An 18,788-nucleotide genomic window follows, 5' to 3' on the forward strand; every position below is an offset into this window, starting at 1 on the left:
CATAAACGCCAAATGTTATGACGATCACACAAATGTAAACAGCATGTTATCAATCATTGATCCATGCAGGTAATTTCATCTTCTCCCCTTTCCAAGATCCCCCGTTTACTGAATACTGGCATGGCAAACATACTTAGTTACAGATATGACGATAAGTTGCCCGGCCACGTTTCAGCCGAGGCGCAGCAATCTGTACATCACATTCTCAGGGAGCGGAAACGCAAGCGCATCATGAATAAACTATTACGACGCATCACTCAGGGCAGCCTGGTTAAACAAATATTGATCGGCCTGGTAGCGGGCATTGTGGTGGCACTGGTTTCGCCAGCCGCAGCAGCAGCCGTTGGCCTGCTCGGCTCGCTGTTCGTTGGCGCGCTGAAGGCGGTGGCACCGCTGTTGGTACTGGTGTTGGTCATGGCCTCCATTGCCAACCATAAGCAGGGCCAAAAAACCAATATCCGCCCCATCCTGTTCCTCTACCTGCTGGGTACCTTTGCCGCCGCGCTGACCGCCGTGGTGATCAGCTTTATTTTCCCCTCCACGCTGGCGCTGGCCGTGGGCACCACCGACATCAATCCGCCGGGTGGCATCGTTGAAGTGCTCAAAGGCTTGCTGATGAGCGTGGTGGCGAACCCATTCCATGCGCTGATCAACGCCAACTATATTGGCATCCTGGCCTGGGCCGTGGGTCTGGGGCTGGCGCTGCGCCATGCCTCTGATAACACCAAATCGTTAATCACCGATATGTCCCATGCCGTGACTATGGTGGTTCGTGCGGTGATCCGCTTTGCGCCGCTGGGTATCTTTGGCCTGGTGGCATCGACCCTGGCCGATACCGGCTTCAGCGCACTGTGGGGCTATGCTCAACTACTGTTCGTGCTGATCGGCTGTATGCTGCTGGTGGCGTTGGTGCTGAACCCGCTGATCGTTTACTGGAAGATCCGCCGTAATCCTTATCCACTGGTGTTCACCTGCCTGCGCGAAAGCGGCGTTACCGCCTTCTTTACCCGCAGCTCCGCAGCCAACATTCCGGTGAATATGGAACTGAGCAGAAAGCTGAATCTGAACGAAGATACCTATTCGGTTTCTATTCCGTTAGGGGCGACCATCAACATGGCCGGTGCCGCGATCACCATCACCGTGTTGACGCTGGCGGCGGTTCATACGCTGGGCATTCCTGTAGATGTGCCGACTGCACTGCTGCTGAGCGTGGTTGCGGCGATCTGCGCCTGTGGGGCTTCCGGCGTGGCCGGTGGTTCACTGCTGTTGATCCCGCTGGCTTGCAACATGTTCGGTATTCCCAATGAAATTGCAATGCAGGTCGTTGCCGTCGGCTTTATCATCGGCGTACTGCAGGACTCGGCTGAAACCGCGCTCAACTCCTCCACCGACGTGCTGTTTACCGCAGCAGCCTGTCAGGCAGAAGACCAGCGTTTGGCCAATGAAGATCCGCTGAAAATTCGCTAAGTCCCCTCACCCCAACCCTCTCCCACAGGGAGAGGGAGCTGTTAGTCCCTGCTCTTTTGCAAGTAGAAAGGCAATCTCAGCAAACTCGATCCCCCCTCATCCAATGAGTCACTACAATTTCAAATCCACTCGATCGGTCCCCTTGTGCGAAAGGGAACTGATAGCCCCTACTATTTCAACTCCAGGAGTAAGAACAAGAAAGGCAAGGTAGTACTCAAAGCAATCAACGAACTCGATCGGTTCCCTCTCTCTGTGGGAGAGGGTTAGGGTGAGGGGTCTGGCACTCTTCATCAGACGCCTTTTTTTCGACCGCAAAAGGATCGATGCCGCGCAGTTGCAGGCGGCGGAAGCGGATAATGTTGAAACCGTTCATCAGCAGGAAACTGCCTTCAATCAGCGAACCCCCGATCGAGCCAAGCCAGATGTTGTGGGTGACCCAACAGGCCGTTGAGCACCACATTACGCAGCGGGTGGTCAAACCCCGGGTGCGGAACAAGGCCCAGGTGCTGACGGTCGTGCCGCAAATCGGTAGCAGTTCGATCCAGTGGTGGAAGCGGGATAAACCAATGATCAGCGTAAGGGAGATAAAGATCCACATCACCCATAGGCTGCGAGTCTTCATCGAAACCAGGTTGCGGCAGGCGCTAAGCAGTGCGCTACTCCCTGCGGCATTCGCTCCCATCAGGATAAAGTGAATGCCGATAATCAGGCTGTAGCCCGACAGTTGCAGTTTGAAACGCTGGTCATCGCGATTAAAAAAGCTGGTGATACCGACCAAAAAAGCCAGCACGCCAACAGACTGCGCAAACCAATAAAACGTCATTAGGGAGATCCTGGGGCGGTAGTAGCAAGGCGTTTAAAACAAAACGCCGTTTTATGCTACTCCCGCCGGCTAGGCTTTACAACGTGACACCGCTTTTAAAGATCGCCAACTCGCGGAAATCATTCACTTCATTACGCGCCGGAGCGCCATCGGCAATGTCCACGATCAGATCGACAAACTGCTCCAGCATCTGCGCCATCGGCAAGCCGTGGATCAGGCGGCCTGCGTCAAAATCGATCCAGTGCGGCTTCTTCGCTGCCAGCTCCGAGTTGGTCGCCAGCTTCACCGTTGGCACAAAGCCACCGTAAGGCGTCCCCCGCCCGGTGCTGAACAGCACCATATGGCACCCGGCTCCCGCCAGCGCGCTGGTAGCGACCGCATCATTGCCCGGCGCACTCAGCAGGTTCAGCCCCGGCAGACGCAGGCGTTCACCGTATTTCAACACGTCCACCACCTGGCTCTGCCCGGCTTTTTGGGTACAGCCCAGAGATTTCTCTTCTAACGTGGTGATGCCACCCGCCTTGTTGCCCGGCGAAGGGTTCTCGTAAATCGGTTGGTTGTGGGCAATAAAATACTGTTTGAAGTCGTTGACCATGCTGACGGTTTTTTCAAAGGTCTCTTCATCACGGCAGCGGCTCATCAGAATGCGCTCGGCACCAAACATTTCCGGTACTTCGGTCAGCACCGTGGTGCCGCCGTTGGCAATCACATAATCCGAGAAGCAGCCCAATAACGGGTTAGCCGTGATCCCCGATAAACCGTCCGATCCCCCACATTCCAGGCCAAACTTCAGCTCGCTGAGTTTTCCCAGCTGGCGACGATCGTCGCGCATAATCTGGTATAACGCATGCAAATGTGCCAATCCGTCGGCAACTTCATCATCCTGTTGCTGGCAGACCATAAAGCGTACGCGCTGCTCATCAAACTCACCCAGGGTACTGCGGAAGGCATCCACCTGGTTGTTCTCACAGCCCAGGCCAATCACCAGAACCGCACCCGCATTAGGGTGACGCACCATATTTTGCAGCATGGTACGGGTATTTTCATGATCCTGCCCGAGCTGTGAGCAGCCGAAGGGGTGGCTGAACAGATGCACGCCGTCGATCCCTTCTGCTTCCCCGGTTTCCTTCAGAAAACGCTGCAGGATCTGACGGGCGATGCCGTTTACACAGCCCACGGTCGGGATGATCCACAGTTCGTTGCGGATCCCTACCTCACCGTTGCTGCGGCGGTAAATCTGTACGTCACGATCTGCCGCCTGCGCCGGTAAGGTCTGGAACTCCGGTTGATACTGGTAGCTATCGAGATCGCTCAGGTTGGTTTTGGCATTTTGCGAATGAATATGTTCGCCCGCAGCAATGGCCTCCAGCGCATATCCGATCGGCAAGCCATACTTGACGATCATCTCACCGGCAGCGATCGGTTCAAGGGCAAACTTGTGCCCCCGAGCAACGTCTTGCGCCAGTGTGATCGCCTGCCCTTCCCAGACAGGCTGGTCACCAGCCGCCAAATCACACAGTGCAACCGCCACATTATCTTTTGCATGGATTTTTATGATGCTTTGCATAAACCAACCTCGAGCTGTAACTACGCTAATTCGATAGCAAAATAGTGTTTGGCATTATCGAAGCAGATGTTTTTCACCATCTCACCCAGCAACGCAATATCCGCCGGTGCTTCGCCATCTTCCACCCAGCGGCCAATCATCTGGCACAGGATACGGCGGAAGTATTCGTGACGCGTGTAGGAAAGGAAGCTGCGGCTGTCGGTCAGCATGCCCACAAAGCGGCTAAGTAGCCCAAGCTGCGCCAACTGCGTCATCTGGCGCTGCATGCCGTCTTTCTGATCGTTAAACCACCAGCCTGAACCAAACTGGATCTTGCCCGGCGTACCTTCCCCCTGGAAGTTGCCGACCATGGTGCCGATCACTTCGTTATCCCGTGGGTTCAGGCAGTAAAGAATGGTCTTCGGCAATGCCCCCTGCTTGGCTTGAGCATCCAGCAGGCGCGACAGTGATTCGGCTACCGGCTGATCGTTAATGGAATCGAAGCCAATATCCGGGCCGATAGTAGTGAACATCCGGCTATTGTTATTACGCAATGCGCCGATGTGGTATTGCTGCACCCATTCGCGGCGCTGATATTCAGCAGCCAGGAACAGCAGGACGGCGGTCTTGAACTGGGCTACCTGCTGTGGCGTTGGCAACTCTCCGCTGAGGCGCTGGGCCAGGATCTTGTCTAGCGTTGCCTCATCGGCCTCGCCGTACATCACCACGTCTAACGCGTGATCCGAAACCTTGCAACCGTGAGCGGCAAAGTGATCCAGGCGTTTTTTCAGCGCATCGCACAAATCGCTGAAGCGGCTGATGGACGTGTCTGCGGCGGCTTCCAGCTGTCGCATATAGTCATTAAACCCGGCGGCTTCAATATTGAAGGCCTTGTCTGGGCGCCAGCTTGGCAATACTTTGATATCGAAGCTGCTGTCGGCGGCGATGGCTTGATGGTGGCGCAGATCGTCGATCGGATCGTCGGTGGTGCCCACCATTTTCACCTTCATCTGTTTCATGATGCCGCGAGCGCTGAAAGCTTCCTGCGAAAGCAGTTCATTACCACGCTGCCAGATTTCATCTGCGGTAGTCGGGGAGAGTAGCTTACCGGTGATGCCAAACGGACGGCGCAGTTCCAGGTGTGTCCAGTGATACAGCGGGTTGCCAATGGTATGTGGCACCGTTGCCGCCCAGGCATCAAATTTTTCCCGGTCAGAAGCATCGCCGGTACACAGGCGTTCAGCCACGCCGTTGGTACGCATCGCGCGCCACTTATAGTGGTCGCCCTTCAGCCAGATATCGTACATGTTTTTAAAACGAGTGTTTTCGGCAATCTGTTGCGGTGGCAAATGGCAGTGATAGTCGAAAATAGGCTGATCCGCTGCATAGTCATGATATAGGCGGCGGGCAAATTCACTGTCTAACAAGAAATCATCGCTCAAAAACGTGGCCATTGTGGGTTCCTCACCTTTTGTCCTGGCTAACCTTGCTGTCAACTCGCGAAAAGTTATCACACCAATTTAATGCGGAGTCTAGCGGATTTTCACCTTGGATGGCCAATTATTACGGCCTCTAAACACCTATCCAGACGGACACCATTAAATCAATGCCATATGATGCCAAGCATTATCACTTAAAAAAATAATGGTTTTTGTGATATCACTCAACTTTTAAATCTGTATGACAAGTTATCTTCTCGCCACCCTGCTACTGGTTTATAACCACAGATTAATGGCAACGCGCAGGGCGGCGTCGGTAAGCGGAATACCGGCAACCAGATGAAAGGGAATCACCACCATGACCGCCACGGGCTTGCCGGTGGCCGAAATATTAAGACTGGGAGAGATTTGGGATGCGTAAAATTAAAGGCTTACGCTGGTATATGATCGGCCTGGTGACTATCGGCACCGTGCTCGGTTATCTGACCCGCAATGCGATGTCCGTCGCCGCCCCCTCGCTGGAAGGTTCACTGGGGATCACAACCCAACAGTATTCCTATATTGTTGCCGCCTATTCAGCCTGCTATACCCTGATGCAGCCCGTTGCAGGCTATATCCTCGACGTGCTAGGCACTAAAATCGGCTATGCGATGTTTGCCATCCTGTGGGCCATCTTCTGTATGGGTACCGCGCTGGCCAACAGCTGGGTCGGTCTGGCGATGGCCCGTGGTGCGGTCGGTATGGCCGAAGCGGCGATGATCCCTGCCGGGCTGAAAGCCAGTAGCGAATGGTTCCCGGCCAAAGAGCGCTCCATCGCGGTGGGTTACTTTAACGTCGGCTCCTCGGTGGGCGCGATGCTAGCTCCCCCGTTGGTGGTCTGGGCGATTGTGGCACATAGCTGGGAAATGGCGTTTATCATTACCGGTGTCCTGAGCCTGATCTGGGCCATCTGCTGGCTGATCTTCTATAAACACCCGAAAGACCAGAAGAAACTCAGTTCCGAAGAACGCAGCTACATTCTGGATGGTCAGGAAGCGCACCACCAGACCAGCAATGCCAAGAAGATGTCCGCCTGGCAGATCCTGCGTAATCGCCAGTTCTGGGGTATTGCGTTACCGCGTTTCCTGGCAGAGCCCGCCTGGGGGACCTTCAACGCCTGGATCCCGCTGTTCATGTTCAAGGCTTACGGCTTTAACCTGAAAGAAATTGCCATGTTCGCCTGGATGCCGATGCTGTTCGCCGATTTCGGCTGCATCCTGGGTGGCTATCTGCCGCCATTCTTCCAAAAGCATTTCGGCGTCAACCTGATCGTCTCACGCAAACTGGTGGTCACCCTGGGCGCTGTACTAATGATTGGCCCAGGCATGATCGGCTTGTTCACCAGCCCTTATGTCGCCATCGCCTTACTGTGCATCGGGGGCTTTGCCCACCAGGCACTGTCCGGCGCGCTGATCACCCTGTCGTCGGACGTCTTTGGCCGCAACGAAGTCGCTACCGCCAACGGGCTGACAGGTATGGCTGCATGGACGGCGAGCACCATGTTCGCTCTGGTGGTCGGCGCATTGGCTGACACCATAGGCTTCAGTCCGCTGTTCGCCGCCCTGTCGGTGTTCGATATCCTGGCCGCCATCGTGATCTGGACCGTGCTGCAAAACAAGCCGGTTTCCGAGCTGGAACAGGAGCGATTACAAACGGCAGATGCCAGCAGTTAACCCCCACAGCCCGGCCTTTGTGTCGGGCTTTTCGCATCTGACTCGCTAGCAGCCACAACGGATAAGTGGTATAACAGGTCCTATGGCATCACGCCCTTCTACCACCGAGTATTCACTATGGAATTCACTGAAACCAGACGCCTTTATCAGCAATTGGCCGCCGAACTAAAACGGCGCATTGAGGGCGGGGTCTACCCTGTCGGTGAGAAACTGCCAGCCGAGCGTTATATCGCAGAAGAGATGAACGTTAGCCGCACCGTGGTGCGTGAGGCGATCATCATGCTGGAGGTAGAAGGTTACGTAGAAGTGCGCAAAGGCTCGGGCATCCATGTGATCTCCAACCAGCAGAAGCACCTGGTGGTACCGGGCGAAAGCCTCGAATTCGCTACGTCTGGGCCTTTTGAACTGCTACAGGCCCGCCAGTTGATCGAAAGTAACATCGCCGAGTTCGCCGCCACCCAGGTGACCAAGCAGGATATCGTCCAACTGATGGAGATCCAGGAGCAAGCGCGCAAAGAGGATCGCTTCCGCGATTCGCAGTGGGATCTCAAATTCCATGTGCAGGTCGCGCTGGCGACCCAGAATACCGCCATGGCCACCATAGTGGAAAAAATGTGGGCTCAGCGTGTCAGCAACCCTTACTGGATCAAACTGCACGAACACATCGATGAGCGTTCCATTGCCAGCTGGTGCGACGATCACGATGAGATCCTTAAAGCGCTGATACGTAAAGATCCTCACGGTGCCAAACTGGCCATGTGGCAACATCTGGAAAATACCAAGCAGATGCTGTTCAATGCCACCACCGACGATTTCGAATACAACGCCGATCGCTACCTGTTTGCCGAGAATCCGGTGATCCATTTGGATAACATGGCCACCCCCACCAAATAGGATTTTGGCGTCAAGAAATCGTACCGAATGTCAGGTATTGTAAAAACGGCTGAATCGATCCCGGTACAGCCGCCCACTGCGCGATATTTCCCCAGCGACCGCGTAGATTTCCCTGTTGCCAATCGTGCTATTTTGGTAGAGTTAGCCCACTTTTTTATCGACTGACTTTGGGGTGGAACGCGAATACATGCGCTGGTTGTTTGCCATGCTTATTGCTCTTTCCTGCTGGACCGGTTCGGTCTCCGGCCCAAAGCTCTATGCAGCACAAACCACAGCCTTAGCCTCCGCGTTAAATGCTCAGGCATTACTTGATGAGCATGTGGTTTCCCCCTACGATCAGGATTACCGTCCGCACAGTGAACTCCGCCGCAAGCCCCTCAGCAAACTACTGCTGTCTTTGCCCCGGATGCATTCCTACCCCAACTCGTTGCAGGCCCCGTCCCAGTCGGTTCCGGCCTATACTTTAGCAACGGATCTGGGCTACCGCCTGTGGCCTCAACCGCAGGCAGATAACCCAGCCCCTAACCGGTTGCGGCAGGTCAATTGGACGCTGAACTTCCCGCAGCAGCAAAGCAGGCTCGGGGGTTGGAAAGAAAGCAACATACTTTACCGTGGCTCGCTAACGTATCACTCATGATCCGGTGTCGCCCCATTAGAACCAAAGAATAAAGCAACACCGTTCATCATCTTCAGCAGCCAGGGCCTCCGCGAGCTTACCGCCCCCAGCCGCTGAACGAAAATAACAATGACGTTTTTAGGAACACCGGATGGATATCATTAAGCAACTATTGGATGCCTTATGGCAGCAAGACTTTGAAACGCTGGCCAACCCCTCGTTGGTCTGGACGCTGTACGTCTTGCTGTTTATGATTTTATTTCTGGAAAATGGCCTGCTGCCCGCCGCCTTCCTGCCGGGTGATAGCCTGCTGATCCTGGTCGGCGTCCTGGTCGCCAAAGGCACCATGAATTTCCCGGTGACCATTCTTATCCTGACCACCGCAGCCAGCCTGGGGTGCTGGGTTAGCTACATACAAGGCCGATGGCTAGGCAATACGCCTACGGTACAGGGTTGGCTAGCTCATCTACCGGCCCATTACCATCAGCGTGCCCACCAGTTGTTCCACCGTCATGGCCTGTCGGCCCTGCTGGTTGGCCGTTTCCTGGCTTTCGTCCGTACGCTGTTGCCTACCATTGCCGGGTTGTCTGGTTTGAGCAACGCACGCTTCCAGTTCTTTAACTGGATGAGCGGCCTGCTGTGGGTTCTGATCCTGGTATCGGTCGGTTTTGCCCTCGGGAAAACCCCGATGTTCCGCAAGTATGAAGACCAGTTGATGTTCGGCCTGATGATGCTGCCACTGGTGCTATTGGTCGCCGGGCTAGTCGGTTCTCTGGTAGTACTGTGGCGTAAAAAGCGCGCCGACCGTGCAGGGAAAGACGCGTGATAGCCAAACGCCCCCGCTGGCAATACGCACTGCTGCTTTCATTGCTATTGCTGGCATTGGCCGCCGTGCTGGCGCCATACATTTTACGTACGGAAAACGAGCTGCGTATTCATGCGGCTCAGCAGGGTCTATCGTTGCCAGATGGTTTTTACGTCTATCAGCGCCTGGATGAACGCGGTATCCGCATCAAAAGCATTACGCCTGAGGGCGATGGCCTTGTGATCCGTCTGGATTCCCCTGAGCAACAGTTGCTGGCCCGCGAAGCCCTGGAAAACATCCTGCCCCCCGGTTATACCATTGCCCTGAACGAGTCTCCTTTCCCCGGCCGCTGGGTGCGTAAATTTGCACGTACGCCACTTGATCTGGGATAATCCCTTCACATTGCAGGGATTGCCTTAGCGGGCGCGGCATACAGCGCCCCTTCACATTGAGCCGAATGAGAAATACCGGCAGTCTCAACTTTTGGGGTTCTACGCAATTTATGACTATGCTGTTTGTCTGCATGGGTCAGCGGCGTAGGCCACCTATCGCACTGCCCCTTGGGCAGCAGGAAACCGGGAGCATCCTTGTTATCTCCCAGCATTAAGGAATTGAAATCATGAAATTACGCCACACTTTGTTACTGGCTATTCCCCTGTTCACTTTTTCTGCGCTTTCACAGGCAGCGACCGAGACTTGTGCCAGCAAAGCCCAGGAGATCCAGACCCAGATCGATTATGCCACTAAGCACGGTAACAGCCACCGCGTGGCAGGCCTGCAAAAAGCCCTGAGCGAAGTACAAACCCACTGCACCGAGTCCGGTTTACAAGCCGATCGCCAGAAGAAGATTGCTGATAAGCAGGAGAAAGTGGCCGAGCGTGAGCAGGAGCTGAAAGAGGCTCAGGAAACCGGCAAGGCAGATAAAATCGCCAACAAACAGAGAAAGCTGGCAGAAGCTCAGGCTGAGCTGAAAGCCGCGCAGGCCGAATAATTTTTTATATTAGCGGATTTATCGCTAAGAGCCCCATCTGGCGGGATTTTACCAGCCTATAATGACATTGGTTAGTGATATCCACCGGGGATAAGCCCTTTGCTTAAGTGAATAAATCCGCTATGTTAAAAGTCTGTCGAAGTTAATGTTAAGGAGTTATCGAAATGGCACATGATTCACATGCAGAAAATTTACGCGCTGAACTGAAGTCCCTGGCCGATACGCTGGAAGAAGTGCTGAACTCTTCCACCGATAAACCTAAAGCTGAACTGGACAAACTGCGCTCCAAAGCAGAAGGCGCACTGAAAGAAACCCGTGCCCGTCTGAGCGATGCTGGTGACAAACTGGCTCACCAAACCAAGCAGATGGCTGGCCAGGCCGATGATTACGTGCGTGAAAACCCGTGGACCGGTATCGGTATCGGCGCCGCGGTTGGCGTGGTGTTAGGCGTTCTGCTCGCGCGCCGCTGATTATGGCAGAGCAGCCGCAAACGCGCGCTCAGGGCCCCGGTAAAGGGGTCCTGGATATCGCCCAACGGATTGTCACCATTATGGTCGGCATGGTGGAAACCCGGGTGCGTCTGGCCGTTATCGAGCTGGAAGAGGAGAAAGCCAACCTCATTCAGTTGCTGATGATGGCGGGGCTTACCCTGCTGTTTACCGCATTCGGCCTGATGAGCCTGTTAATCCTCATCTTCTGGGCCATCGACCCCGCTTATCGCCTGATGGCGTTGGGCACCACTACCGCCGTTCTGCTGTTCCTGGCCGTTGTGGGGCTTGTCTGGACACTGTCCAAGGCTCGCCGTTCGACACTGTTAGGGGCAACACGTCAGCAATTGGAACTCGACCGTGCTGAACTGGAGGAGAAACATGAATCGCCGCCAGTACCGTGAACGCAAAAAAGAGCAACTCATCCGGCAGATCCAGCAACAACGTCTGGATCTGGCCGCCAACAAAAGCCAGTGGCTGCAAAAGACCGAATCCTTTGATCGCAGCTGGCAGACCTTATATGGGCTGCGTAAATATATGGCTATTGGCTCCAGCGTGATTGCGCTGTACGGCATACGCCATCCTAGCAAATTGATCCGCTGGTCACGGCGGGCGCTCAGCGTCTGGGGCACCGTTCGTCTGATCCGTAACACCCTTCCCAAAAAATAACCGCGCCGTAACAGGTTCAATTATCCCGTTGGTAATCCCTTTTATTTACGTGGATTTTATCCAAGCATGCCTTAACAATCGTTAATTAAATGATTTATAACTACTTTTATCGATTTTTTAATATTCAGATTTTTTGAAAAAATACGACAGTTTTACTTGCTAACAACCCGCAGCATTCCCGTCTAACATTCACTCCATCAACCGGACATGGCGGCTACAGGCCCCCTGGCGGTATCAATGCCAAGATTGGCAAGCAACAACACTTTTTGGAGTTAATGATGAAGAAATTAGAAGATGCAGGTTTGCTGGTTGCTCGTATTCTGATGCCAATCCTGTTTATCGTTGCAGGTTACGGCAAAATGGGTGATGCCTATGCTGGCACCCAACAATACATGCAGTCGATGGGCGTACCTGGCTTCTTGTTGCCACTGACCATCCTGCTGGAGTTCGGCGGTGGCCTGGCAATCCTGTTCGGCTTCCTGACCCGTACCGTGGCGCTGTTCACGGCCGGTTTCACCATTCTGACCGCTCTGCTGTTCCACACCAACTTTGCCGAAGGCGTGAACCAGCTGATGTTTATGAAAAACCTGACCATTGCCGGTGGCTTCATCGTGCTGGCGGTTGCAGGCCCTGGCGGCTTCAGCATTGACCGCATTTTGAACAAAAAGTGGTAAGCTTATAGTATCGACGAAAGGCTCGGCTCAACGCCGGGCCTTTTGACTTTTTCTCTCAGACACATTGGAGGATCTCATGGGACAACTCGTTGATGGCGTTTGGCAAGACACCTGGTATGACACCAAATCCACCGGGGGCCGTTTCAAACGTTCAACCTCTCAGTTTCGCAATTGGGTCACGCCGGACGGCGCTGCGGGAGAACATGGCAAGGCAGGTTTTAAAGCCGAGCAAGATCGCTACCATCTGTACGTTTCCCTGGCTTGCCCTTGGGCACATCGTACTCTGCTGATGCGCAAGCTGAAGGGAGTGGAGCAAATCATTCCGATTTCCGTGGTACATCCATTGATGTTGGAAAACGGCTGGACCTTCGGCCAGGATTTCCCTGCTGCAACCGGTGATGCGCTGTATCACTCCGATTTTCTTTATCAGCTCTATCTACGGGCCGATCCGCAGTACAGTGGCCGCGTTACCGTGCCAGTGCTGTGGGATAAACAGCAACAGACCATCGTCAGCAATGAGTCTGCCGATATCATCCGCATGTTCAACAGCGCTTTCGACGCCGTCGGCGCACGAGCTGGAGATTACTATCCGGCAGAGCTGCGTGAAAAGATCGATTCGCTCAACGGCTGGATTTACGATTCGGTGAACAACGGGGTGTACAAGGCCGGTTTTGCTACCAGCCAGGAGGCCTATGACGAAGCGGTGAACGGCGTGTTTGCCTCTTTGGAGCAGTTGGAGCAGATCCTCGGCCAGCACCGTTATCTGACCGGCGATCGACTTACCGAGGCCGATCTCCGCCTGTGGACTACACTGATCCGTTTCGATCCGGTCTACGTCACTCATTTCAAATGCGACCAGCGCCGCATCAGCGACTATCTCAACCTGTACGGCTTCCTGCGCGATATCTACCAGATGCCGGGGATTGCCGAAACGGTGGATATGGCGCATATCCGCAACCACTATTATCGCAGCCATGCCACCATCAACCCCCACGGGATCATTTCGATCGGCCCCGCGCAGGATCTGGATGAACCCCACGGGCGCGATGTACGTTTTGGTTGATTGCAGATTGCTGCGAGTCAGGGGAGCCGGCAATCGCAGTTCCCCTGACTCACACAAGGCGAAAATGCGAAGAAGTTACTGATTCTCCTCGCGTGCAAACAGACGCGGGATTTCGCGTAGGAACCAGGATTTAGCCTCGCCCATACTGTCGCGCCGCCAGGCCATGATAATGTCTGCCTCACGGCTATATTCCGGCCCCACCACACGTAAACGCCCCTGCTCGATATCCTTCTCCACCATCTGATAAGGCATGGTGGCCACTCCCAGCCCAGCCAGCAAAGCGCGGCGCTTATCTTCGATGGTGCTCACCGTCAGGCGCTGCTGTTTATCCAGCAATTGCACCGTCAACACTGGCCGCTCCCGCGCGGTATCCGCCACCGCAATGCCACGGTATTTCACCCGCGTCAGCTCCGACAGCGGCTCCGGCTCCAGGTGGATCGGATGTTCCGGTGCGGCAACGTACACGCTCATCACCTTATACAGCTTGCGGGTGTTGATTTCAGAAGAGGCGCGAAAGTGCATATCCGGCGCAATAACGATATCGGCCCGCCCTTGCTCCAGCCGCTCCCATGCCCCGGCCAACACTTCTGTAAAAATCGAAACCTGAGTATTGGCTTTCAGCGCCAGCTTATCGACCAAAGGGAACAGCTTATAGGCAGGAGATAGCGCTTCGCTGACGATGGTGAGATGGGTTTCCCACCCCCGCGCCAATGCTTCTGCATCTGTCGTCAGCTTGTCCGCCGCCTCGAGCAGTACGCGGCCACGCTCAAGCAGCATGCGGCCAACGTTGGTAAATTTGGTGCGATGCCCGGATCGGTCAAACAGCACCACATCCAGTTCTTCTTCCAATTTTTGCATGGTGTAGCTGAGCGCCGAAGGCACTCGCCCCAGTTCATCGGCGGCGGCGGCAAAGCTGCCACGGCGGTCGATCGCATCCATAACCCTAAGCGCTTCAAGCGTTAACGCCCGATCTCTGGCCATCGAAACTCTCTATCAGGAAATTTGAATATACCGACCAGATTAACTGGCTAACAATCCGCCGTCCAGATGCTTACCATCAAGAGAATGAAATTAGAGAGCCGATTGCCATGATCACATGCAGAACAGCACAACAATGCGGGCAAGCTGACTTTGGTTGGCTGCAGGCTCGTTATACCTTTTCCTTTGGCCACTACTTCGATCCCAAACTGATGGGCTATGCGTCGCTGCGGGTACTGAATCAAGAGGTATTGGCACCGGGTGCCGCCTTCCAGCCACGCACCTATCCCAACGTAGATATCCTGAATCTGATCCTGCAAGGTGAAGCCGAATACCGGGACAGCGACGGCAATACCGTACGCGCAGGTGCAGGAGAGGCGTTATTGCTGGCTACGCAACCGGGGCTTAGCTATAGCGAACAGAACGTCAGCAGCAGCACGCCACTGACCCGGATGCAGCTGTGGCTGGATGCCTGTCCGGAGCGCAGTAACGAACGTGTGCAGCGTTTGAGCCTGCCAGATCAGCCCTATACGCTACTGGCCTCACCAGATGGTGCCCAAGGCAGCCTGCAACTGCGCCAACAGGTCTGGATACATCATTTGAACTTACCGGCGGGAGCACGGCAGACGCTTACTCTGCATGGGCCACGTGCCTACCTGCAATCGATCCACGGTACCGTTGAGGTCAATGGCGACCATCACCAGAGCCAGCGCCTGACCTGTGGAGACGGTGCGTTTATCCGCGAGGAAAACCGTCTCACCATCCAGGCCGAAGCGCCGCTACGTGCGCTGCTGATTGATTTGCCGGTGTAGGGTACAGATAAAGAAAAACCCCGCGCGACTCTCGTCACGCGGGGTTATCTGTATAGAGGGAGCTGACCGGTAAGCCGGGTTCTGTCGTGGACAGTCATTCCTCTAGGCCAGCAATCGCTCACTGGCTCAAGCAGCCTACCCGGGTTCAGTACGGGCCGTACCATGCGAACCCCTATTTGGCCTTGCTCCGGGTGGAGTTTACCGTGCCACGGACTGTTGCCAGCCGCGCGGTGCGCTCTTACCGCACCCTTTCACCCTTACCTGATCCCGCTTGCGCGGGCCATCGGCGGTTTGCTCTCTGTTGCACTAGTCGTAGGCTTGCGCCTCCCAGGCGTTACCTGGCACCCTGCCCTATGGAGCCCGGACTTTCCTCCCCTCCATCTGTCTCCCCCGAAGAGGACGGCAATGAAGCGGCGACTGTCTGGTCAACTCCGGCGCGGATAGTAGCGTTGCTGCGCCAGCAGGTCAACCGCTTTACTGTTCCTGCTGCTCTAGCGCATGTTTATACAGCGCATTTTTCTTCACGCCGTGGATCTCTGCGGTTAACGCCGCCGCCTTTTTCAACGGCAGCTCTTTTTGCAGCAGAGCCAGGGTACGCAGCGCTTCGAGCGGCAAATCGTCCTCCTGCGCCTTGTGCCCTTCCACAATCAGCACCATCTCCCCCCGCCGGCGCATCTCATCTTCCAGCACCCAGGCCAGCAGTTCCCCCACCGGGGCACCGTGAATCGATTCCCAGGTTTTGGTCAGTTCACGCGCCAGCACCACGTAGCGCTGTGGCCCCCACACGGTGACCATGTCCTGCAAACTTTCCAGCAAACGGTGGGTTGATTCGTAGAAAATCAGCGTTCGCGGTTCCTCTGCCAGCGCCAGCAGGGTATCCTTACGGCCTTTGGTTTTGGCTGGCAGGAAGCCTTCGTAGCAGAAACGATCGGAAGCCACACCGGCGGCACACAGCGCGGTGGTGGCAGCACAAGCACCCGGCAGCGGCACGACGCGGATCCCCGCTTCGCGGCAACGGCGCACCAGGTGATAACCCGGATCGTTAATCAGTGGCGTGCCTGCGTCACTCACCAGTGCTATGCTTTGGCCTTCCTGCAGTTTTGCCAGCAGTTGGTCCGCCTTCTGCTGTTCGTTATGGTCGTGCAGCGCAAACAACCGCGCGCTAATAGCAAAGTGTTGCAGCAGCAACCCGGTATGGCGCGTATCTTCCGCCGCAATCAGATCGACGCTTTTCAGTACCTCTATGGCCCGATGAGTCATATCCCCCAGGTTACCGATGGGGGTGGGCACCACGTACAGTGTCGATGCAGAAATAGCTGATTGTTGGTGTTGATTCATTGTTTCATCCGGATTGCCGATTTAATATTGAGCATCTTGAAAAAAACATCACTGGATACAGTATGCTTTCCTCAACATTCCTTCGTACCAAAGCAGGGCGATTAGTACCTGTTGTACTGGCAGCCTTGCTGTTAGCTGGTTGTCCAAGTCAGGTTCCACAAACTCCGCCCTCAAATATCCAGGACGAAGCCAGTGCCAACTCTGATTACTATCTGCAACAGTTGCAGCAAAGCAGCGATGATAACAAGGCTGACTGGCAATTACTTGCGATTCGCGCATTAACTCGCGAAGGCAAACTGCCACAGGCCAACGAGCAACTGAGCACCCTGCCGCAAAACCTGACGGCTACACAACAGCTTGAGCGCCAGCTATTGAGCGCAGAACTGCAGGTGGCCAACAAGAATTTGAGCGCAGCCCGCGATGCGCTGAATAACATCGACAGCAGCGCGCTGTCACCAAATCAACTGGTTCGCCTGTATCAGGCGCAGATCGCGGCAAATCAGGGCCAAGCCTCACTGCCGCTGATCCGTGCCTATATTGCCCAGGAGCCGTTACTAAGCGGCCAGGCTCATCAGGATAACCTGGATAAAACCTGGCAAACGCTGCTTGGCCTGAAGCCGGCCGACATGAACAGCCTGGTGATTAACGCCAACGAAAACGTGCTGCAAGGTTGGCTGGATCTGTTACGAGTCTATCAGGACAACCGTCAGGATCCCGATCTGCTGAAGGCCGGGATCAAAGACTGGCAGAACCGCTATCCGCAAAATCCGGCGGCGAAAAGCCTGCCAACGCAGTTGAATCAGGTGCTGAATTTCACCCAGGCTTCGACTTCGCATATCGCCCTGCTGCTGCCGCTGAACGGCCAGGCCAAGGTGTTTGCCGATGCGATCCAGCAGGGCTTTAACGCTGCGCAAAGTGGCATCGCACTCACTGCGCCCGTTCAGGCAATGCAGCCGACCAATAACCCTGACCAGACCGCGGCAGCAACGCCAGACAATGCCAACGGTGCCGTAAGCACTTCAGCCCCTGCGGCGGATACAACTCAGGTAGCCGCAGTACAACCCGCTACTCCTGCTCCGGTACCCGTCACTCCAGCCCCGGCAACCGGCGGGCAGGTGAAGGTCTACGACACCACCAGTCAGCCTCTGCCAGCGTTGTTGGCTCAAGCCCAGCAGGATGGCGCTACCCTGGTCGTGGGCCCGCTATTGAAGGCCGAAGTCGATCAACTCGCCACTACCTCGACGACGTTGAACGTGTTGGCACTCAACCAGCCTGAGCAACCGAAGGACAGCCCGAATATCTGTTACTTCGCCCTGTCACCGGAAGATGAAGCCCGTGACGCCGCCCGCCATATCTGGGAACAGCAAAAACGCCAGCCGTTACTGCTGCTGCCACGCGGCTCGTTTGGCGATCGCATTGCCAAAGCCTTCACCGAAGAGTGGCAGAAACTCGGCGGCCAGACCGTGCTGCAGCAAGGGATCGGTTCTGCCGGTGAGCTACGCCAGATGGTCAACAGCGGCGGCATTCGCATGAGCGGCACCCCGGTGGCCTCACAGGCTCCGGCGCAGCAGTCGGTTACTATCGCTGGTCTGACTATTCCAGCGCCACCAAGCGATATCCCGGCCTCTACCGGCGGTGGCGTGGACTCGGTGTATATTGTCGCCACGCAGGACCAGCTGACGCTGATCAAGCCGATGATCGACATGACCACCAGCTCTCGTAGCAAACCTGCCATGTTTGCCAGTTCACGCAGCTATCAGGCCGGTGCTGGCCCGGACTTCCGTCTGGAAATGGAAGGCCTGCAATTCAGTGATATTCCTCTGCTGGCAGGGGCCAATCCACAGTTGCAGCAGCAAGCCACCGCCAAATTCCGTAACGACTATTCCCTGGTGCGCCTCTACGCCATGGGGATGGATGCCTGGACATTGGCCAACCACTTTGCTCAAATGCGCCAGTTGCCAGGATTCCAGATTTCAGGCACCACCGGTGTGCTGACATCTTCACCTAACTGTGTGATCACCAGGAAACTAACTTGGCTGCAATACCGCCAGGGCTCGGTCGTTCCGGTCTCCTGAGTCAACGCGCCAAGGGGGCGGGCTATGAGTTCCAGGCCCGCCAATACCTGGAGCGCGCGGGGCTTACCTTCACCGCCGCCAACGTGGTGGTACGTGGGGGTGAGCTCGATCTCATCATGCGTGATGGTCAAACCTGGGTATTCGTCGAAGTCCGCTACCGCCGCAACGCCGCCTTTGGTGACGCAGCGGCCAGCGTGACTTACCGCAAGCAACGGCGATTGCTGCATGCCGCCGCCGTTTGGCTGGCAGGGCGAGGAGCCAGTTTTGACACATCATCTTGCCGTTTTGATGTTTTAGCCATTACCGGTAGCCAGTTAGAATGGATACCCAATGCCTTCAATGCGGATTAAACCCTGTTGACCGGTGTATGCCGGCCCTTTGACCTAGTGGATTAAAAC

At 55.4% G+C, this 18,788-nt stretch carries 20 protein-coding genes and 1 other RNA gene; 15 read left to right on the forward strand and 6 right to left on the reverse strand.

Annotation, left to right across the window (positions count from 1 at the left end):
• Positions 1-231 precede the first annotated feature (231 nt).
• A complete protein-coding gene (gene sstT, locus KGP17_RS24035) occupies positions 232-1,467 on the forward strand; it encodes a serine/threonine transporter SstT (protein WP_021806931.1) in 1,236 nt (411 codons plus the stop codon).
• Between the two features lie 223 nt (positions 1,468-1,690).
• Here the strand turns inward: sstT and KGP17_RS24040 are convergent, their stop codons facing one another.
• The 3 genes from KGP17_RS24040 to uxaC form a co-directional block, all read right to left on the reverse strand.
• Positions 1,691-2,290, reverse strand: coding sequence for a YgjV family protein (locus KGP17_RS24040; protein WP_223498522.1), 600 nt, complete (start codon positions 2,288-2,290; stop codon positions 1,691-1,693).
• A gap of 76 nt (positions 2,291-2,366) precedes the next feature.
• Complete coding sequence (locus tag KGP17_RS24045; RefSeq protein ID WP_094983174.1) at positions 2,367-3,857, reverse strand: UxaA family hydrolase; 1,491 nt, start codon at positions 3,855-3,857, stop codon at positions 2,367-2,369.
• Positions 3,858-3,877: 20 nt separating this feature from the next.
• Positions 3,878-5,290, reverse strand: coding sequence for a glucuronate isomerase (gene uxaC, locus KGP17_RS24050; RefSeq protein ID WP_037376226.1), 1,413 nt, complete (start codon positions 5,288-5,290; stop codon positions 3,878-3,880).
• Between the two features lie 398 nt (positions 5,291-5,688).
• Between uxaC and KGP17_RS24055 the strand changes: the two genes are divergently transcribed.
• From KGP17_RS24055 to KGP17_RS24105, 11 genes are all read left to right on the forward strand, one after another.
• Positions 5,689-6,987 (forward strand): MFS transporter, encoded by a 1,299-nt coding sequence (locus KGP17_RS24055; protein ID WP_021806933.1) that lies wholly within the window; start codon positions 5,689-5,691, stop codon positions 6,985-6,987.
• A 117-nt stretch (positions 6,988-7,104) separates the two neighbouring features.
• A complete protein-coding gene (gene exuR / locus KGP17_RS24060) occupies positions 7,105-7,881 on the forward strand; it encodes a transcriptional regulator ExuR (protein ID WP_021806934.1) in 777 nt (258 codons plus the stop codon).
• A 187-nt stretch (positions 7,882-8,068) separates the two neighbouring features.
• Entirely contained in the window at positions 8,069-8,518 is a 450-nt protein-coding gene (locus KGP17_RS24065; protein WP_223498523.1) for a hypothetical protein, read from the forward strand.
• 130 nt (positions 8,519-8,648) lie between these two features.
• Positions 8,649-9,323, forward strand: a complete 675-nt coding sequence (locus KGP17_RS24070) for a DedA family protein (RefSeq protein WP_021180653.1) — start codon at positions 8,649-8,651, stop codon at positions 9,321-9,323.
• Positions 9,323-9,694, forward strand: a complete 372-nt coding sequence (gene mzrA / locus KGP17_RS24075; RefSeq protein ID WP_037376329.1) for an EnvZ/OmpR regulon moderator MzrA — start codon at positions 9,323-9,325, stop codon at positions 9,692-9,694. Before KGP17_RS24070 ends, mzrA begins: the two co-directional genes overlap by 1 nt.
• A 227-nt stretch (positions 9,695-9,921) precedes the next feature.
• Positions 9,922-10,293, forward strand: a complete 372-nt coding sequence (locus KGP17_RS24080; RefSeq protein WP_179252914.1) for a DUF1090 domain-containing protein — start codon at positions 9,922-9,924, stop codon at positions 10,291-10,293.
• Between the two features lie 164 nt (positions 10,294-10,457).
• Positions 10,458-10,763, forward strand: coding sequence for a YqjD family protein (locus KGP17_RS24085; RefSeq protein ID WP_021180656.1), 306 nt, complete (start codon positions 10,458-10,460; stop codon positions 10,761-10,763).
• A gap of 2 nt (positions 10,764-10,765) precedes the next feature.
• Positions 10,766-11,185, forward strand: a complete 420-nt coding sequence (locus KGP17_RS24090; RefSeq protein ID WP_021180657.1) for a phage holin family protein — start codon at positions 10,766-10,768, stop codon at positions 11,183-11,185.
• Entirely contained in the window at positions 11,163-11,450 is a 288-nt protein-coding gene (locus KGP17_RS24095) for a YqjK-like family protein (RefSeq protein WP_209554924.1), read from the forward strand. Before KGP17_RS24090 ends, KGP17_RS24095 begins: the two co-directional genes overlap by 23 nt.
• 278 nt (positions 11,451-11,728) lie before the next feature.
• Positions 11,729-12,124 (forward strand): DoxX family protein, encoded by a 396-nt coding sequence (locus tag KGP17_RS24100; protein WP_024528174.1) that lies wholly within the window; start codon positions 11,729-11,731, stop codon positions 12,122-12,124.
• A 76-nt stretch (positions 12,125-12,200) separates the two neighbouring features.
• Positions 12,201-13,187: a glutathione S-transferase family protein gene (locus tag KGP17_RS24105; RefSeq protein ID WP_218520250.1), complete on the forward strand. Its 987-nt coding sequence runs from the start codon at positions 12,201-12,203 to the stop codon at positions 13,185-13,187.
• A gap of 75 nt (positions 13,188-13,262) precedes the next feature.
• Here the strand turns inward: KGP17_RS24105 and KGP17_RS24110 are convergent, their stop codons facing one another.
• The gene (locus KGP17_RS24110; RefSeq protein ID WP_021180661.1) at positions 13,263-14,168 is read right to left on the reverse strand and encodes a LysR family transcriptional regulator; all 906 of its coding nucleotides are present in this window, start codon (positions 14,166-14,168) and stop codon (positions 13,263-13,265) included.
• A gap of 107 nt (positions 14,169-14,275) precedes the next feature.
• Here KGP17_RS24110 and KGP17_RS24115 point away from each other — a divergent pair, with 107 nt between their 5' ends.
• Complete coding sequence (locus KGP17_RS24115) at positions 14,276-14,977, forward strand: pirin family protein (protein WP_021806939.1); 702 nt, start codon at positions 14,276-14,278, stop codon at positions 14,975-14,977.
• A 54-nt stretch (positions 14,978-15,031) separates the two neighbouring features.
• Here the strand turns inward: KGP17_RS24115 and rnpB are convergent.
• Together rnpB and rsmI are read right to left on the reverse strand one after the other, a co-directional pair.
• Positions 15,032-15,410, reverse strand: an RNA gene (rnpB, locus tag KGP17_RS24120) — RNase P RNA component class A.
• Between the two features lie 41 nt (positions 15,411-15,451).
• A complete protein-coding gene (gene rsmI / locus KGP17_RS24125; RefSeq protein ID WP_021180663.1) occupies positions 15,452-16,315 on the reverse strand; it encodes a 16S rRNA (cytidine(1402)-2'-O)-methyltransferase in 864 nt (287 codons plus the stop codon).
• Positions 16,316-16,377: 62 nt separating this feature from the next.
• On the opposite strand from rsmI, the gene KGP17_RS24130 reads away from it, so the two are divergent.
• A complete protein-coding gene (locus tag KGP17_RS24130; RefSeq protein ID WP_209529539.1) occupies positions 16,378-18,390 on the forward strand; it encodes a penicillin-binding protein activator in 2,013 nt (670 codons plus the stop codon).
• On the forward strand, positions 18,387-18,740 hold the full coding sequence (locus KGP17_RS24135; RefSeq protein ID WP_172414006.1) for a YraN family protein: 354 nt from the start codon (positions 18,387-18,389) through the stop codon (positions 18,738-18,740). Before KGP17_RS24130 ends, KGP17_RS24135 begins: the two co-directional genes overlap by 4 nt.
• Positions 18,741-18,788 lie beyond the last annotated feature (48 nt).

Origin of the sequence: Serratia sp. JSRIV001, assembly GCF_019968745.1 — a bacterium.
Classification (GTDB): domain Bacteria; phylum Pseudomonadota; class Gammaproteobacteria; order Enterobacterales; family Enterobacteriaceae; genus Chania; species Chania fonticola_B.

Bases quoted from the DNA above. Each gene is read 5' to 3' on its own strand.
- sstT (WP_021806931.1), top strand. From the start codon at position 232: ATGAATAAACTATTACGACGCATCACTCAGGGCAGCCTGGTTAAACAA.
- KGP17_RS24040 (WP_223498522.1), bottom strand. From the start codon at position 2,290: ATGACGTTTTATTGGTTTGCGCAGTCTGTTGGCGTGCTGGCTTTTTTG.
- KGP17_RS24045 (WP_094983174.1), bottom strand. From the start codon at position 3,857: ATGCAAAGCATCATAAAAATCCATGCAAAAGATAATGTGGCGGTTGCA.
- uxaC (WP_037376226.1), bottom strand. From the start codon at position 5,290: ATGGCCACGTTTTTGAGCGATGATTTCTTGTTAGACAGTGAATTTGCC.
- KGP17_RS24055 (WP_021806933.1), top strand. From the start codon at position 5,689: ATGCGTAAAATTAAAGGCTTACGCTGGTATATGATCGGCCTGGTGACT.
- exuR (WP_021806934.1), top strand. From the start codon at position 7,105: ATGGAATTCACTGAAACCAGACGCCTTTATCAGCAATTGGCCGCCGAA.
- KGP17_RS24065 (WP_223498523.1), top strand. From the start codon at position 8,069: ATGCGCTGGTTGTTTGCCATGCTTATTGCTCTTTCCTGCTGGACCGGT.
- KGP17_RS24070 (WP_021180653.1), top strand. From the start codon at position 8,649: ATGGATATCATTAAGCAACTATTGGATGCCTTATGGCAGCAAGACTTT.
- KGP17_RS24080 (WP_179252914.1), top strand. From the start codon at position 9,922: ATGAAATTACGCCACACTTTGTTACTGGCTATTCCCCTGTTCACTTTT.
- KGP17_RS24085 (WP_021180656.1), top strand. From the start codon at position 10,458: ATGGCACATGATTCACATGCAGAAAATTTACGCGCTGAACTGAAGTCC.
- KGP17_RS24090 (WP_021180657.1), top strand. From the start codon at position 10,766: ATGGCAGAGCAGCCGCAAACGCGCGCTCAGGGCCCCGGTAAAGGGGTC.
- KGP17_RS24095 (WP_209554924.1), top strand. From the start codon at position 11,163: ATGAATCGCCGCCAGTACCGTGAACGCAAAAAAGAGCAACTCATCCGG.
- KGP17_RS24100 (WP_024528174.1), top strand. From the start codon at position 11,729: ATGAAGAAATTAGAAGATGCAGGTTTGCTGGTTGCTCGTATTCTGATG.
- KGP17_RS24105 (WP_218520250.1), top strand. From the start codon at position 12,201: ATGGGACAACTCGTTGATGGCGTTTGGCAAGACACCTGGTATGACACC.
- KGP17_RS24110 (WP_021180661.1), bottom strand. From the start codon at position 14,168: ATGGCCAGAGATCGGGCGTTAACGCTTGAAGCGCTTAGGGTTATGGAT.
- KGP17_RS24115 (WP_021806939.1), top strand. From the start codon at position 14,276: ATGATCACATGCAGAACAGCACAACAATGCGGGCAAGCTGACTTTGGT.
- rsmI (WP_021180663.1), bottom strand. From the start codon at position 16,315: ATGAATCAACACCAACAATCAGCTATTTCTGCATCGACACTGTACGTG.
- KGP17_RS24130 (WP_209529539.1), top strand. From the start codon at position 16,378: ATGCTTTCCTCAACATTCCTTCGTACCAAAGCAGGGCGATTAGTACCT.